Annotated in this window: 13 protein-coding genes; 11 read left to right on the plus strand and 2 right to left on the minus strand. The window is 46.0% G+C overall.

Annotated features, from left to right (window positions below; translation table 11 throughout):
• Positions 1-50: 50 nt before the first annotated feature.
• Positions 51-701, minus strand: a complete 651-nt coding sequence (locus FFM75_RS04480; RefSeq protein WP_137628000.1) for an MIP/aquaporin family protein — start codon at positions 699-701, stop codon at positions 51-53.
• Between the two features lie 377 nt (positions 702-1,078).
• On the opposite strand from FFM75_RS04480, the gene FFM75_RS04485 reads away from it, so the two are divergent.
• From FFM75_RS04485 to FFM75_RS04510, 6 genes are all read left to right on the plus strand, one after another.
• Positions 1,079-2,197 (plus strand): exonuclease SbcCD subunit D, encoded by a 1,119-nt coding sequence (locus tag FFM75_RS04485; RefSeq protein ID WP_137628001.1) that lies wholly within the window; start codon positions 1,079-1,081, stop codon positions 2,195-2,197.
• A 1-nt stretch (position 2,198) separates the two neighbouring features.
• The gene (locus FFM75_RS04490; protein ID WP_137628002.1) at positions 2,199-5,336 is read left to right on the plus strand and encodes an AAA family ATPase; all 3,138 of its coding nucleotides are present in this window, start codon (positions 2,199-2,201) and stop codon (positions 5,334-5,336) included.
• Between the two features lie 81 nt (positions 5,337-5,417).
• A complete protein-coding gene (locus FFM75_RS04495; protein ID WP_137628003.1) occupies positions 5,418-6,101 on the plus strand; it encodes a YjjG family noncanonical pyrimidine nucleotidase in 684 nt (227 codons plus the stop codon).
• A gap of 101 nt (positions 6,102-6,202) precedes the next feature.
• Complete coding sequence (locus FFM75_RS04500; protein WP_137628004.1) at positions 6,203-7,396, plus strand: AAA family ATPase; 1,194 nt, start codon at positions 6,203-6,205, stop codon at positions 7,394-7,396.
• A 12-nt stretch (positions 7,397-7,408) separates the two neighbouring features.
• Complete coding sequence (locus FFM75_RS04505; RefSeq protein ID WP_137628005.1) at positions 7,409-8,776, plus strand: vWA domain-containing protein; 1,368 nt, start codon at positions 7,409-7,411, stop codon at positions 8,774-8,776.
• Complete coding sequence (locus FFM75_RS04510; RefSeq protein WP_137628006.1) at positions 8,751-9,050, plus strand: hypothetical protein; 300 nt, start codon at positions 8,751-8,753, stop codon at positions 9,048-9,050. The genes FFM75_RS04505 and FFM75_RS04510 overlap by 26 nt, the downstream gene beginning before the upstream one ends.
• A 47-nt stretch (positions 9,051-9,097) precedes the next feature.
• Here the strand turns inward: FFM75_RS04510 and FFM75_RS04515 are convergent, their stop codons facing one another.
• On the minus strand, positions 9,098-9,682 hold the full coding sequence (locus FFM75_RS04515) for a TetR/AcrR family transcriptional regulator (RefSeq protein ID WP_137628007.1): 585 nt from the start codon (positions 9,680-9,682) through the stop codon (positions 9,098-9,100).
• A gap of 636 nt (positions 9,683-10,318) precedes the next feature.
• On the opposite strand from FFM75_RS04515, the gene FFM75_RS04520 reads away from it, so the two are divergent.
• From FFM75_RS04520 to FFM75_RS04540, 5 genes are all read left to right on the plus strand, one after another.
• On the plus strand, positions 10,319-10,603 hold the full coding sequence (locus FFM75_RS04520; RefSeq protein WP_223876607.1) for a cell surface protein: 285 nt from the start codon (positions 10,319-10,321) through the stop codon (positions 10,601-10,603).
• Entirely contained in the window at positions 10,603-11,205 is a 603-nt protein-coding gene (locus FFM75_RS04525) for a WxL domain-containing protein (protein WP_137628008.1), read from the plus strand. Before FFM75_RS04520 ends, FFM75_RS04525 begins: the two co-directional genes overlap by 1 nt.
• 41 nt (positions 11,206-11,246) lie before the next feature.
• Complete coding sequence (locus tag FFM75_RS04530) at positions 11,247-11,924, plus strand: WxL domain-containing protein (protein ID WP_137628009.1); 678 nt, start codon at positions 11,247-11,249, stop codon at positions 11,922-11,924.
• Positions 11,925-12,003: 79 nt separating this feature from the next.
• A complete protein-coding gene (locus FFM75_RS04535; RefSeq protein WP_137628010.1) occupies positions 12,004-13,023 on the plus strand; it encodes a WxLIP family cell surface protein in 1,020 nt (339 codons plus the stop codon).
• 22 nt (positions 13,024-13,045) lie between these two features.
• The gene (locus tag FFM75_RS04540) at positions 13,046-15,193 is read left to right on the plus strand and encodes a lectin-like domain-containing protein (RefSeq protein ID WP_137628011.1); all 2,148 of its coding nucleotides are present in this window, start codon (positions 13,046-13,048) and stop codon (positions 15,191-15,193) included.
• The last annotated feature ends 210 nt before the right edge of the window (positions 15,194-15,403 follow it).

A 15,403-nucleotide genomic window follows, 5' to 3' on the forward strand; every position in this document is an offset into this window, starting at 1 on the left:
GGTTGTTCAGGCCAATCAAAAAACGCCAGCAAATTGCTGACGTTTTGAGCTTAATATTCGCTGCCTAAGAAACGGGCACAATAAGCGGCAAGAATGGCACCGACTTCGGGGGCTAAGATATAGACCCAGAGGTGTGAAATGGCGGTCCCACCGGCAAAGATGGCTGGTCCGATTGACCGGGCGGGGTTTAATGATCCACCGGTTAAGTTCAAGGTAACGATGATCAAGAAGGCCAATGTGATCCCGATGACTAAACCGGCGAAGTCTGAATTGCCATGTTCGTCGCTAGTGACATTTAAGATGACCATCAAGAAGAGGAAGGTTGCCAATGCTTCAACGAAGAAGGCCATCCCACTATTGATTTTGGTAAAGTCAGTTTGGCCTAATGAGTTAGTTGCTAAACCTAAGGCACTCACAAAACTCCGAATGGCGGCAGAAGCCACGATGGCACCTAATATTTGACCAACAATGTAGCCCAAAGCATCTCGAGCTGGCATACGGCGGTTGATCAACATAGCCGTGGTAACGGCCGGGTTGAAGTGCCCACCTGAGATGCCACCAAACGCGTACGCTGAAACGGTAATGGCGAGCCCAAAGGCTAACCCAATTGTTAAGACGTCACCTTTACCGATGACGACTGCGCCAGTCCCGAGAAAGACTAGCATGAACGTGCCGAGAAACTCGGCAAAATATTTGCGCATGAAATCCACGCTCCCTTAAATAATTAGAATTGCTACTACAAACTTATTTTACGATAGTTTGCGGCTAGTGGGGTATGAAATGCTCACGATATTAATGATTTAGATAAGTTAAATACAATTGTTTAGATATTATTGAAAACGATTACGATGGTGATGAGTGAGAATTTAGCGTCGTAAAACGTTGGTCAATCATTTGTAGTGATAATTTTATTGTTAAGTTAAATAAGATCAACGCTTGGGTTTTAAAGTAAGTAACTTTACAAAAGCGGCGTGGAAAGGTTGTTGGTTAGCGGACTATTTTTAAAACGAACGATTAGGCCCTAAATGCGGGCGTCGTGCTTTATAATATAAACAAAGTGATTTAAGGGGGAGCGAGCATGCGTTTTTTACATACCGCCGATTGGCATTTAGGTAAAAAGCTACACGGCTTTGATTTACAAGCAGAACAACAGACGGCTTATGAGCAGATTTTACAATTAGCGTTGACTGAAAAAGTTGATGCGGTGGTAATTGCCGGTGACTTATATGATCGGGCGATTCCAAATGAAACAGCTGTTAAGCAATTGAATGCGATGCTGATCGATTTAAATTTGAAACATCAGTTACCATTGTTAGCGATTAGTGGTAACCATGATAGTGCGGCGCGGTTGCGGACCGGGAGTGACTGGTTTAAGGCCACGGATTTTTATTTGCACACAACGGTGAGTCAGGCGTTAACACCAGTGACACTAGGCGATACGCAATTCTTCTTATTACCGTACTTTGAACCATTTGAAGCACGGCAGTATTTTCAAGATGAGACGATCAAGACCGTTCAACAAGCGATGGTCAAGTTGGTCGCAGCGATGCAAGCCCAATTCGACCCAACTAAAAAGCACGTCTTAGTAGCGCACTTCTTTGCGGCTGGTAGTACTCATGTTGACTCGGAAACCCAAGTGACCGTGGGGGGCTTAAATGCCATTCCGGTTGACTTATTAGCGCCATTTGATTATGTCGCTTTGGGACATTTACATGGTAAAGATGCCTTGCATGCTGACCGCGTGCGTTATAGTGGGTCACCGGTTAAGTTCTCGATTTCAGAAGCACAACAAACCAAAGGTGTTTGGATCGTCGATACGGATCCGTTTGCAGCGACTTTTAAACCATTGACACCATTGCGGGATGTACGGGTCATTAAAGGGGCCTTTGCAGACTTGACGCAACCGGCCTTTTATCAACAGCAAGCGCAAGATGATTATTTATCCGTTCAGCTAACTGACCAACAAGTAATCCCCAACGTGATGGCCGCCTTACGGGAAATTTATCCACATATCATTGATTTAGAACGGGTCAATGGGCCGGTTGTGACCGATAATCTGGTTACGAAAGTCGATCCTAATTTAGATCCGATGTTGCTGATGCAGGCATTCTTTGAACAAACGACGGATCAAGCATTAACGAAGCAACAAACCCACTGGGCACAAGCCGCCTTGACTGCGGCCAATAAGGAGGCTTAGCATGCGACCATTAAGTTTAACGTTAGATTACTTTGGCCCATATCGGCATCAAACCATTGATTTTACCAAGTTCAATGATTTTCCAGTCTTCTTAATTAGTGGGAAGACTGGGGCTGGGAAGACCACGATTTTTGATGCGATGTGTTTTGCTCTATTCGGAGGGACTTCTGGTGGTGACCGGGATGTACGGCAGATGCGTTCCGACTTTGCTACCGATGATGAAACTACTCAAGTGACGTTTGAATTTGAACATCAAGGTAAGGTATATCAACTCGTTCGGGAACCTGAACAAGTTATTGCTAAGAAACGCGGCGAAGGGACCCATAAACAAATTGCCAAAGTGACGTTAACCGTTTTTGACGATGCCGGTACGGAAGTCGACCAAATGGTCAAGGTCAACGCCGTCCAAGCCTACATTCGTGACTTGTTACAGTTGACGCGCGAACAATTCTCACAAATCGTGTTATTACCCCAAGGCCAATTTCGCCAATTTTTAATGGCCAATAGTGATGATAAAGAAAAAGTCTTACGCGATATTTTTGGGACGAGTTTATACAGTCGGTGGGCCCAACAACTAAAGCAACAATTAAAGCAACAACAAGCTGCCAATCAGGTCGCTACGCAAACCTTAAAGACGTATCAACAGCAACTGACGTGGCCGGCAGATATAACCGCTGAAGTCGCTGATTTAGCGCCCCAAGCAGCAGTAGATCGCCAATTAACCATCCAAGCGACGCAAACAGCGCAACAGACCGAATTGGCGGCAACGTTAACCGCCGCTAAAGCGGCCTTGAAACAAGCCCAGGCCAATGAACAAGTGGGCCAAACATTACATGATAATCATCTGGCTTTACAACGGTTACAAGCTGACCAACAAACCTTAATTGACCAGCAAGCGACAATTACGGCCAAGCGCGCTCAAATCAAGGTCTTAGATTGGGGCCAAACCTTGGCGACACCAATGAGCCAGCTCAAAGCAGCCCAACAACAAGTGGCGGCTCAAACTGCCGTGCAAGCTGAATTAAGGCAGCAACAGACGGACTTAGCACTTGCTGAAACGGCCGCCCAAGCTGATGTTCAAGCAATTGCGGCCCAGGCGCCAGCGGCTAAAAAGCGGCAGGCACTGATCGTGTCCTTGACAGCTAAAAAAGACATCTACCAGCACGTCGATACGACTAAGGCGGCCTTAGCAACGGCCCAGCAGGCGTTGAAGCAAGCCGAAGATAACGCACAACAGTTGACGCAAAAAGTCACTCAGCTAACGACTAAACAGGCGACTTTAACGACTCAAGGGGCAGCACTACCAGAGCTATTAAAGCAACAAACGGCTTTAACGACCCAACGGCGTGACTTGGAAGATTTGGTCAGAAGTACCAGTGCGGTTGAAGATCAACAACGAGTGATTGACCAACAAAAACAAGCTTTAGTTGCTCAACAAGCAACGGTAGCGGCTAGAACTCAAGCAGCTAGTGCGGCCGAAGCCACGTATCAGCAGTTAGATAGTGACTGGGCTAGTGCCCAAATCGCGGTCTTGAGTCAGCGCCTCAAGCCAGGCACGCCTTGTCCGGTATGTGGGGCAACCACGCATCCAAAGCCTGCGGCGACCACGACGACGACTGTTACTGAGGCGGCTGTAAAAGCCGCGCGCTTGGCCAGCACTAAAGCGGCCACAACATTAGCTGAAGCGAAGAGTCAATTGACCAACTTGCAGGCGCAATTAACGGCTGCCCAAACGCAACTAGCTGATTTAGTGGTGGCCTTGAAGCAGGCTGCTGAAGCTAAATTACCAATGACTTATACGACTTTGGCGCAATTGCGTGCCGATATGGCCATTACGCAAACACAGCTATTATCCGCACAAATGACGAATCAACGGGCGCAGACGAAAGCCCAGACTGCCCAGGATGAGTTGAAACGGCTGATGCTCGAATTAACGGCGGCTACCAATCAACAAGCGACCCAAGCAACCGTCGTCACGACGACAAAGCAAACCGTCGTCAAATTACAGACGCAATTGGCGGACCAGCAACAGCAATTGTCTGCAGATTTTAAAACCTTAAGCGAGTTAGAAACTTATTTATCAACCTTGACCACAGCTCAAAATGAGTATGAACAAGCCCAAGCGGCGGCTCAAGCCAAATTACAACAAGTGCATGAACAACAATCAGCCGTGACTGCTAAACAGCATACGACTGCTGATTACTTAGCGGCGGCCCAAGCCACAGTTACTGAACAGACGGCGGTCTTAACGACAGCGATGACTGAGGCGTGGGGGGCACCAGACTTCGACCGGTTGACGCAGCTGTTAGCGACCTTGTCACAACTAGCCGATTTACGTACAGCGGTCCAAACGTATGATCAACAGTGGTCACAATTGACTGGTCAACTGGCCACACTTAAACAAGCGATTGCGGATCGGCCAGTGCCTGATTTAGCACAATTAACGGCTAAAACGCAGGCGGCGGTAGCACATGCTGACCAAGTTGAGGCACAATATTATGAGCTTAGTCAGACCTTGCAAGCAAATCAGCAACTTGTACGCCAAATGCAAGCGACCCTGACTAAGGTGCATGATCAACAAGCTGATTTAGCGGCGATGGCCCAACTATCAGCGGTAGCCAATGGGACGGGGCAACAAAAGTTGAGCTTAGAACGGTTTGTCTTGCAAACGTATTTGCAAAAAGTTTTAGTGGTCGGTAATACGCGATTGCAACAATTAACCGGTGGTCGCTATCAATTCCAATTAGATGCCGCGGTTGGGACATATCGGAATGGGACCGGTCTAGAAATCAATGTTTACGATGATAATGCTGGTAAGGTTCGCAGTGTGCATACGCTATCTGGTGGGGAAAGTTTCATTGCCGCCTTATCGTTGGCGTTGGCCTTGGCGGAAGTGATTCAGACGCAAGCTGGTGGGATTAAAATCGACGCGCTATTTATTGATGAAGGGTTTGGCTCGCTAGATGAAGATGCCTTAGCCATGGCAATGGAAGCTTTACAAACAGTTGAGGGCCAGTCACGAATGATTGGTATCATTAGTCATGTGAGTGAGCTGGAAGAACAATTGCCAGCCCAACTGCAAGTGATTCCTGATGGTAATGGTGAGAGTCATATTAAGTATCAACTGAGTTTTGACTAAGCTTAATGGCAGGTCAACCACCCCCTCATGGCTAAAATTGCGCTATACTGGTTAGCAAGTTAGTTAGACGGAGGTGTCAGCGTGAAACAATACGCGATTTTTGATTTGGACAACACGTTGCTTGATTTTACTCGTGGTGAAACCGAGGGCGTGACGCAATTACTACATCAATATGGTGCACAAGATGTGACGCAAGGCTTACACATCTATCAACAAATTAATCATCAGGTCTGGCAAGCCATTGAACAAGGGGCCGAACGTGAGCCCCTCTTGAATAGCCGTTTTGCCAAGACGTTCCAGCAATTAGGCATCCAAGTGGCCGGTCCGGTGGTTGAACAACAGTATCGCCATCATTTGGATACGAACTATTACACCTTGCCAGGCGCGACGCAATTGTTGGCGCAATTAAAACAAGCGCAGGTGACGTTGATTGCTGGCACGAATGGTATTAAGGCGACCCAGTTGCGTCGCTTAGCTGGATCAGGCTTAGCACCGTATTTTGATCAAGTCTTTATTTCAGAAGATGTTGGAGTGGCGAAACCGGATGCCCGCTTTTTTGCCCCCATATTTAAACGAAATCCAGCTTTAACGGCGACAAATGCGCTAATGATTGGCGATGGCCTACAATCTGATATTTTAGGTGCCCAGCAGGCGGCTTTACCTAGTGTGTGGTTTAATCCGCAGCACCTTAGTCATGCCGCTGCGATTCAACCAACCTACGAAGCTGATTCATATGCTGCCATCGCTAAACTGATTTTAGCGTAAATGATAAACGACTTAGTCCTGACTAGGTCGTTTATTTTATTTGGCGTTACAATAGAACAAAACTGTTTCACGTGAAACAAAATGAAAGGGGAAAACACAAAGTGGCCTTATCTTATCAAGCTTTATTAACCGCGGTACCGGTCGTCTTAAAGGCGGGTAATGTTCCCAATATTGTTGGCGAAGCGGGTATCGGTAAATCGGCACTAGTGGCTGAGGTGGCGCACCGCTTGCAAGCAAAGTTATTCACCACAGTCGTGAGTTTGTCAGAAAAAGGGGACTTAGCCATTCCAGTCCCACCGTTAACGAGCGACTCCTTTATTCAAACGAAAGCCTATGGACAGTTAGCTGATGTGCAATATGGCTATGCGCATACGTTAATTGCCATTATTAGCTACGCCGAAGCGCATCCGCAACAACCGATTATTTGGTTTTTAGATGAGTTCAATCGCGGCACCCAAGCGGTTCAAAGCGAATTGATGAACCTCGTTTTACAACGGACCATCAATACGTTAACTTTGCCAGATCAAGTCCAGCTGGTGTTAGCAGAAAACCCAGATGCCAGTATGACTGGGTTTGCCGCCAGTGACTATGGGGTTGTTGCTGGGGATGCGGCGATTAAAGATCGGACCGTTCGGCTAGTCATGCGTACCGATGCGGGCGATTGGCTCCACTGGGCCGCACAAGTCCCAGCCGGAAAAACTGAGCCCAATATTCACCCGCTCGTGCAACAGTTTATTGGTGCTGATGCAACGCGGCTTAATCAAGCCGATGCGCAGGGTGACTTGGTCGCAACACCGCGTGCTTGGCACCGGGTCTCGCAAAACTTAACTGTCTTGCTGACACTTTCAGCGGCCGAACAAGCTGCCGTCGCGTTAGACATCTTCCAAGGTGATGTTGGTGAGACGTTGGGGTTAGCGTTTTATCAATTCTTAGAACAACAAGCGATTCAACTAACGCCAGCGGATCTTTACACGAGTCAACCAGTTGGTGCAGTGGTACCGGCGCCAGTATTAAAACAATTTCAGGCGATGAGTGAAGCGCAAAAGAGTACGTTGTTGGCAAGTTGTCTGCAAATGACGAACCAGTATCCATTAACAGATGATCAACTGGCTGGCCGCTTTTTACAGTTATTGCAGTTACTTAGTCCCGATGGTCAATTTGCATTGGTACAACAGATCGGGCAACACCGTGATTTGCTAAAACAGCTGTATACCGCTAATATTGCGCAGACGAGTCCATATGTGACGGCCCTTTACCAATATCTACAACAAGTTGCGAGTTGGTCAAATCAATAGGAGGTCTTGACCATGATAAATAACGCAGCGGCCTACGCCACTTGGCGTCAGCAAGTATTGACCATGCCTGAAAACCCGCCGACCGCAGCGGCAGCTGTGATGATCCAACGGGCCATCATCGAACTACTAGCAACAGATCAATTTTATGGCGAAGTGTTGACCCGCTTACCACGACAAACTGAGCCACAATTGACCGCGCCGTTTGCTCTGATCTGGCAAGCCAATCGCTTATGCTTACAATTTGCCGCGCAGCCGTTAGCACAGACGTTTACCCGTTTTGACGAATTGCAAGCTGGCCTTAAACATGTGGCGTTACATGTCATTTGGCAACACCCGCTCCGTTATCGCCAACAGGTCCAATCGCAGCCACAGTTAGTGCAATTAGCAACTGATTTGGCAGTGAACCAGTATGTGAGTGGATTGCCTAAAGGTAGCCCCCAACTAGCCACGATTCAACCGACCGTCGCCGTGCCGTTACCAATCAAAGCTGACTCACAAGTGTATTTACGTCTGCTGCAGTCGGCAGCTGAAACTAGTCATACGACTGGTGACACAACAGCATCAGCGGATAAGACGCGCCAGCAAGCTAATCCCCAACCAGCAGCTGGAGCTGGCACTGCCCAGACGATGATCGATAGTCCACATAGTTGGCAAGCAACGACTGGTCAATTGACGAATCCAAACTTAGCGCAAGCCCGCTTGCAGCAGTTGACCCAAACGGCATGGCAACAAACGACACTAGCGAATCGCGGCCTCGTTGCTGGACAAATCGTCACGCAATTACAAGTGACGCGGCAACCAGCGGCGTTAGATTGGCGGCGGTTACTGGCAACTGGCATCGGTCAAATGCCAGTGGGAAAGCGACCATCACGTGCCCGGTTTAATCGGCGCCAACCGACGCGCATGGAGTTGCCTGGCCAAATTAGTGATCCGCAGCTGCAAGTGCGCGTTTATGTGGATCATTCGGGTTCGATTAGTGATACCACCTTACAATACTTATTGAGTCAAGTGGCGACGTTGACCCAAGCGATTGCCGCAACGATTACGGTCAGTACGTTTGATGCCGTGGTTCAACCCGGCCAAGTCTATCAGGCCAATTTACCGCAACAGATTCGGTTTACACGTGTTGGCGGTGGTGGGACGGTGTATCAAAGTATTTTTGATGACTTAAAACGGTGCCATGCGACTAATCGGACGACCTTAGCCTTGATTTTAACCGATGGTCAGGGAGAACGAACGGTAGTTTCGCACGGGTTCACGAACGTTATTTGGCTATTAGCGACCGCCCATGACCGGTTATCGGTACAACCGGTTATTGGCCGAGTCGTGACATTTAAACCGGGGGAGGATCATGATGACGATACCTTTAAAGCCAACTGATATGCAGTCGTTATTAACACACGACCACCGTTATCAACGCGCCGTTGCCGTGTTGCATGATGACTGGTTGACGATCATGGCGGATGAAACGCGAGCAGATCGGCAACGTATTCAACCTGATGATCTTTACTTTGCCCAAGCACTACTGGCGAGTGGGGCGGTGACCAGTCAAGCTGACTTTACGAGTTATGCCGGTGTCCAAGCGTTGCGACAGCGACTTGGTAATCAACTGAGTCCAGCGGCGCAACAAGCTTTAATCAAGCCGTATCTATAAAAAAGCAGTGCCTTGAAGTCGATTGATTTCAAGGCACTGCTTTTTTATTAGATTGCCAAAAACTTGGCCCAAGTTTGTTGGCATTGGGTGATATCGGGGTGACTCCCTTGTCGTAGCCGGGTTTGTAACCCAATCCGAGCTTCCAATAAGCTTTGTGCTAATCCCATACTAGATTGTGTGGCCACAATTGTTTGATTGGCCTGACCCTTTAAAATGACCGAGGCCATTAAAGTTAAATAGTCATCATAGAAACGGTCAGTGATTTGTTTAACGTCGGTATCGGTCGTCGCAAATTCGGCGACGGCGTTATCAATCAAATCGCCAGCAGGCTGATCAGTTGTGGTGAGCCCTTGCGTCAATAACATCATTAAAATGGTCAACGGGCTTTCACCAGCTTGTTCGAGTGCCTGCATGGCTTGGGTTGTCGCAGCTAACATAAGCTGATGATAGTGTTGTAACGATTTGATATAAATCGTATGTTTATCACCGAGAGCGTTGTAAAGGCTTTGCTTTTTGACGCCGCTCGTCGCGACAATCTCATCCATTGACGTGTGATAGTAGCCATTTTGCCAGAATAGTCGCATGATCTGGTCGATGACTTGGGTATTATCAAATGTTTTCTTGGCGGGCATGCTAGGTTCCTACTTTCGTGTGTAATCGTTAAAATCAGTATAGCATAAGCGCTTGTCACTGAAATTACAGGATTGTTGCCGAGTTATTAATTTCTTTATTTTAATAGGAAGTTTTAATCTAAACCAGTCGATTTAAAAGGCAGAAGATATTATTATTGCAATATTTATAAGACTAGAACCAATTTGAAAATAAATATAAATCTACCAATGGCGGCGGTGAATCCGTTATCATGGCGAAATGTGCTGTTTAAAATAGTTATAGCTATGAAAGATAATAGCTAATAATTAATCACATTGAAATCTCATTATAATATAATGTTAAGAGTTTTATTGATTAAATGGGTCAACAAAATACCATGAAATGATTTTTTTGATAACTAACAAACCTTGATATTAAACTGATTACAGCAGTTTTTATAAATTGTTTTATGATTTTATGAATATGAGGAATTGCCAATAAAGGTGTTAAAAAGGCATTTTGAACTGTTAGTTAAGCCACTTCATCAATTGACAATGTTTACGATTACATGCTATATTTTCGTTGCTGATAGGGACCATTTGGTCGTGCACTATCGGTCGTCAACAGTCAGTTTTATAAATCAATTAATTGTAGAGCGACGCGAAAGGGGTGGTTAGATGATGCGTTGGGTATTAGGACTAATCGGACTCAGTTGGGGTTGGTTACCATTAAAGAGCAGTGCCGATGTTCAACAAAGTACTTATCATGTCACTGTCGCCACCTCTAGTCGTGCCACGCAAGGCGATGCCATTAATCAAGGACCGCTTTCGGGGGTGCTTCCGCAGATGAATGAATCACAGCAGTGGGTGCTGTGCGGAATCACGTTACTAATCATTGGGTTATTAGGACTACTGATCAAACTCTGGTGGAATAACCATCAACAAATAAAGGAGCAATCGTGATGAAGAAATATGTAGGAACTGTTATTGCTAGTCTCTCACTATTAACTGCACTACCCTTAGCTGCCAATGCTGATGATACTAATACAGAAAAGCAAACGACCGCTAAGATTGAATTAACTCAGGATGAAACAAATAAGGATATTACATTAGATAATGCCCCAACGTTTGATTTTGATAGCAACGTTAATTTAAATACAAGTCATACTTACAAAGCACAAACGGTTACTGATAAGGTCCATGTCACTAACCCTGGTAACTCTGAAGGGTGGAGCGTTAGTGTAACGGGTTCTGACTTTAATGGGACTGGTGATACGAGTGGCGCTTTAAAAGGTGCTAAGTTGTCCTTAAACAGTGGGACCGTAACACCGGATGATGAAGCCAATGCGTCAACGTTGCCAAGCACAAACAATGTGGATGTTAATACTAGTGCCCAATTAGTCTTAACGGCCGGGACTGGTGAAGGGGTCGGGTTATACAGCTTGAATTATGATGCTGATAACGTTGAACTTTATATTCCAGCGGGTAACGTGGCCGGGACGTATACGTCGAATTTAACGTGGACGTTAGGTAATGCGCCAACTGGGACCACTGCTAAGAAGTAAATTCTAAGCATGAGCTTCGCCAGCAGAACTGAGGTGGAACCATGAGCAAACTAGGTCAACTGGTGCGGTGGTTATGTGGCTTCAGTTGCTTGTTGGTTAGTATCAAGATGGCGCCGTTAGTGGCACAAACTGCAACACAACAAACACAGGCACAAATTGAATTGTTGCCAAGTGATGGTGAAGTGGTTAACCCCGTTGATCCCAATGATCCGTCAAAACCCTATCCTGGGGATGATGTTGATCCTGGTAATACCGGGACCCAGTCGCGAGGTGACTTGACGATTGACTTCATTAGTAACTTGAAATTTGAAGCGACTAATATCGTCAATGGCCCAGTGACAGTTACGGCTAAGAATAAGTTAGCGATGGTACAGATCACTGATCGGCGTGCCAGTGCCCATGGGTGGACATTACAAGTGACACCAAGTGTCCCCCGTTCTGGCCAGGACACGCTTGATACGACCATTGAATTAGGGGCTGTTAAAATTAAGCCAGCGAGCACTAATATCAGTCAAGCGCCTCAGCTCGTTAGTAGCCGGTTACAAGCCGGTCAGGTCAATAATGTGTTAGAAGCGAAGTCAAAGGCAGGGATTGGCACTTGGTTACTCGTGTTAAATCAAGGCACGCCAGCGACACAGCTGATGATTCATGATACCAAGTTAACGGCGGGTGATTATCAAGGAACCTTAACTTGGCAGCTGACTGATGCGCCCAGTTAATTATGCTCGAGGTAGGTTTAGCCTACCTCGGCTACATAGGATAAGTTACTTACCATTGAAAAAAGGAAAGGTAAATCAAATGAAAAAATATTTCTGGCAATTAATGTTAATGCTGAGCGTTTTCTGGGGTAGTTTGACGTTGGTCGCACATGCGGAAAACTTAAACTATTCAGTGACGGCAGATCTGCCAAAAAATCAAATCACCAAAAAAGTGTCTTACTTTGATTTAAAGGTGAAGCCGGGACAGCAACAAGATTTAACGATTAGAATTAAGAACAGTGATAGTCAGAAACATGAATACGTCGTGTCAGCCAACCGGGCGATTACCAATGATAATGGGGTCATCGACTATAGTCATGTGAATGCTAAAGCAGATGATTCCTTAGCTTTCAATTTGAATACGGCGGTTTCAAAATCACAAACCGTGACGGTTCCAGCTAAGACAACCAAAAAAGTGACGATCAAATTAGATGTCCCTAAAACCGCTTTTAGGGGGATTGCCCTAGGTGGGATCAATGTGACCCAAGTAGGTAGTACCGCCAAAAAGTCGAGCGGGGTGTCGATTCAAAATCGATATGCTTATGTCATCGGGTTGCAATTACAAGAAGCCAAAACGGTCACGACTAAGCCAGTCATGAAATTAGGCACGGTTAAAGCGAAGCAAATCAACTATCAAAATTACGTGACTGCGCAGTTAAAAAACACTCAACCAGTGATTATGCATGCGTTGAAAGTTAAGAGTTACATTACGGCATCAGGGTCAGATAAAAAAATTGCGTCAACGACTAAAGAACACATGGCCATGGCACCGAATAGCAGTTTCAACTTTGCGATTGGTGATGGTAGCCAAGCTTTAAAAGCCGGTAATTATACGTTGCATTTAACGGCTACGGCCAGTGATGGCAAGTATAAGTGGAACTTCACGCGAAACTTTACGATTAGTGAACAAAAAGCCAATGACTTGAACAAGAGTGCGATCAATCAAGAAAAACAACCAAATTACTTCTGGTGGTTTGTTGGGTTCGGTGTGGTCATTATCTTGCTCTTAGGGCTAATTATCTGGTTACTCTTAAAGAATCGTCGTCAACATCAAGATTAGTTAACGAAGGGAGCAACAAACAATGCGCAAAGGATATCAACTATTATTAGCTGGAATGATACTAGTAGCTGGTTTATGGACCCTTATCCCGCGCGCACTGGCGGCGGATGCAGCGGCAGCGGCGACACCAGTTTCGACGGCGCCGAAAGGGCTGAATCAGCTAGACAAGTTATTTGAGTTACCAACGACATTTTCAAATGAAGTGGCTAACTCGGCTAACATCCAAACGGTCACCAATAGTGACGCGCCCCATACTGAGGCGATTGAAATCAATAATGCCAAGAAGCAACTGGGTGGTGCGTGGTCTAAAGATGCCAACCGCATCGATCTAAATGAAGATACGACCCTAAAAATGTGGTTATATCATGGGACTTCCAGTAATAAAGCCGGTGATGGGTTAGCGTTTGTGATGCAAAATGATCCGAATGGGACCAGTGCTGCGGCCAGTTATACGAAAAAGACGATTGTTGGTGAGACCATGGGGGTCTGGGGTGTCGATAATGATACCAAACAACAAGATACGTCAGTGATCGCTAGTACGGCGATTCAAAACAGTTGGGCCTTAGAGTTTGATACGTATGCGAACACGTCGACATCATTTAGTGATGCGGGGTCTGGGACTTCTTTTGATGCGGGGATTAAAGGGCAACATATTGCGACTGGATATCCTGGTGCGGCTAGTCAATATACGTCAGCTAGTGTGAGCTCGATACTGAGCTTAGGGTTAGTGACGCGATATTATTTCACGCAGTTACATCAAAATGCCACCCCTAATCTAAGCATGACAGATGGTCAATGGCATCATTTGACGATGAAATGGGATGCCAGTGCCAAGACGATGACTTATCTTTATAATGATATTAATCAAGATGGTTCTGAAAATGCGAGTCCGATTACGCATACGCAAGCGATTGATACGAGTAAGTTTAATACCGAAGATGGCAAAGTTCGTTGGGGAATTATGGGTACCAATGGGAGCAATGCCGGTAATAGTTTAGTGGTTTTTGAAAGTATCCCGAACTTATTGACGGCCGAAGCTGATGTCGCTGTTACCGATACGACTAAGAATAAGCCGGTTACTGACGGGGTTAAAGTTAAAGGTAATGACAGTCTGAAATATGACTATACGCTAACGTACAAAGAAGGCCAACAAGACTGGGCGAATGTTGAAGCAGCAATTAAATTGCCACAAAACGTCACGTTTAAGACTGCGGAAATCAGCTATGCTAATGGGACGTCGCAAACATTGACTATTCCAGATGGTAGCCCTACGACGTTGGACTTTGAATTAGAACAGGCACTATCTGCGGACAACCCCACGGCTACGATTACTTTGAAAGGGACCGCTGATGATGTTGAAGTCAATAGCCAAACCACGGCCACTAAAGCGACCTTTACGAGTAATAATTTTGAAACCGACACGACGGCGCCAGATTATACGATTACCGTTGATCAAGGCATTGAGGTGTATTTCTTAAAAGGAACCCAAACCGTTACTAACGGTGATGATGCGAAGATTACGGGGTTAGTGCTCGCAGAAGATTCTGTCCAATTATCCAATAGTAAAATAACGGTTTATCCAACTTTAAACGGCACTAAGCTTGATTCATTTAAAATGAGTGACGATGATGAGTCCGGGCTTTTCTCAATGACGCTTAAAGCGGATCAACTAAAGGTTGGCAAGAATACGTTGACCGTTTATGTGATGGATGAGGATGAAAATGAGTCTGAAGAAGCGACGGCCATCATTACAGTTAAGAGTGGTGAACTGGGCTTTAAATCGGTGGCAACGAATAGTAACTTTGCAACCGTGACCTTAGATGGCCAGGCGCAAACGGCAGATCGCGCTGACGATTGGGATTTAGTCGTTGCCGATGACCGTGGTAAAGGGTCGAGCTGGCAATTACAAGCGAGTGCCACGAAGTTTACCAACGAAGATGGCCGGGAAGTTCGCGGCCAACTTATCTACAAAAAAGATGGTAGTACAACCGCGATTGGGACTGATGGTGTCTTAATCGATAGCCATGAATCAACGAGTGATACCGATGATTATGATGTGACGAAGCAATGGAACACAAGTACTGGGATGTTCTTTGAAACCAATGCTGGTGCGGTCCCAGGTGATTACTCAGGGACGGTGACCTGGACGTTATCGAATGCCCCTAGTTAAAGGCGGCTTAGAAATAATGCCATGCCGATCGTGTCGTCAACTTGAATAGCTGTTTTGAGTGACGGTCTGCAAATAAGATCTCCGCATGATGGAGGTCTTATTTTTTTTGCCAAATAATGTCGTCAACGAGCTGATTATCTTTATTGATTGAAGCTAAAACAGAGTTCAATGGTCACTTTTTGACGTTGAAAAAACCAGCCTACCATTTCG

This window comes from Lactiplantibacillus daowaiensis (assembly GCF_005405085.1).
Classification (GTDB): Bacteria; Bacillota; Bacilli; order Lactobacillales; family Lactobacillaceae; genus Lactiplantibacillus; species Lactiplantibacillus daowaiensis.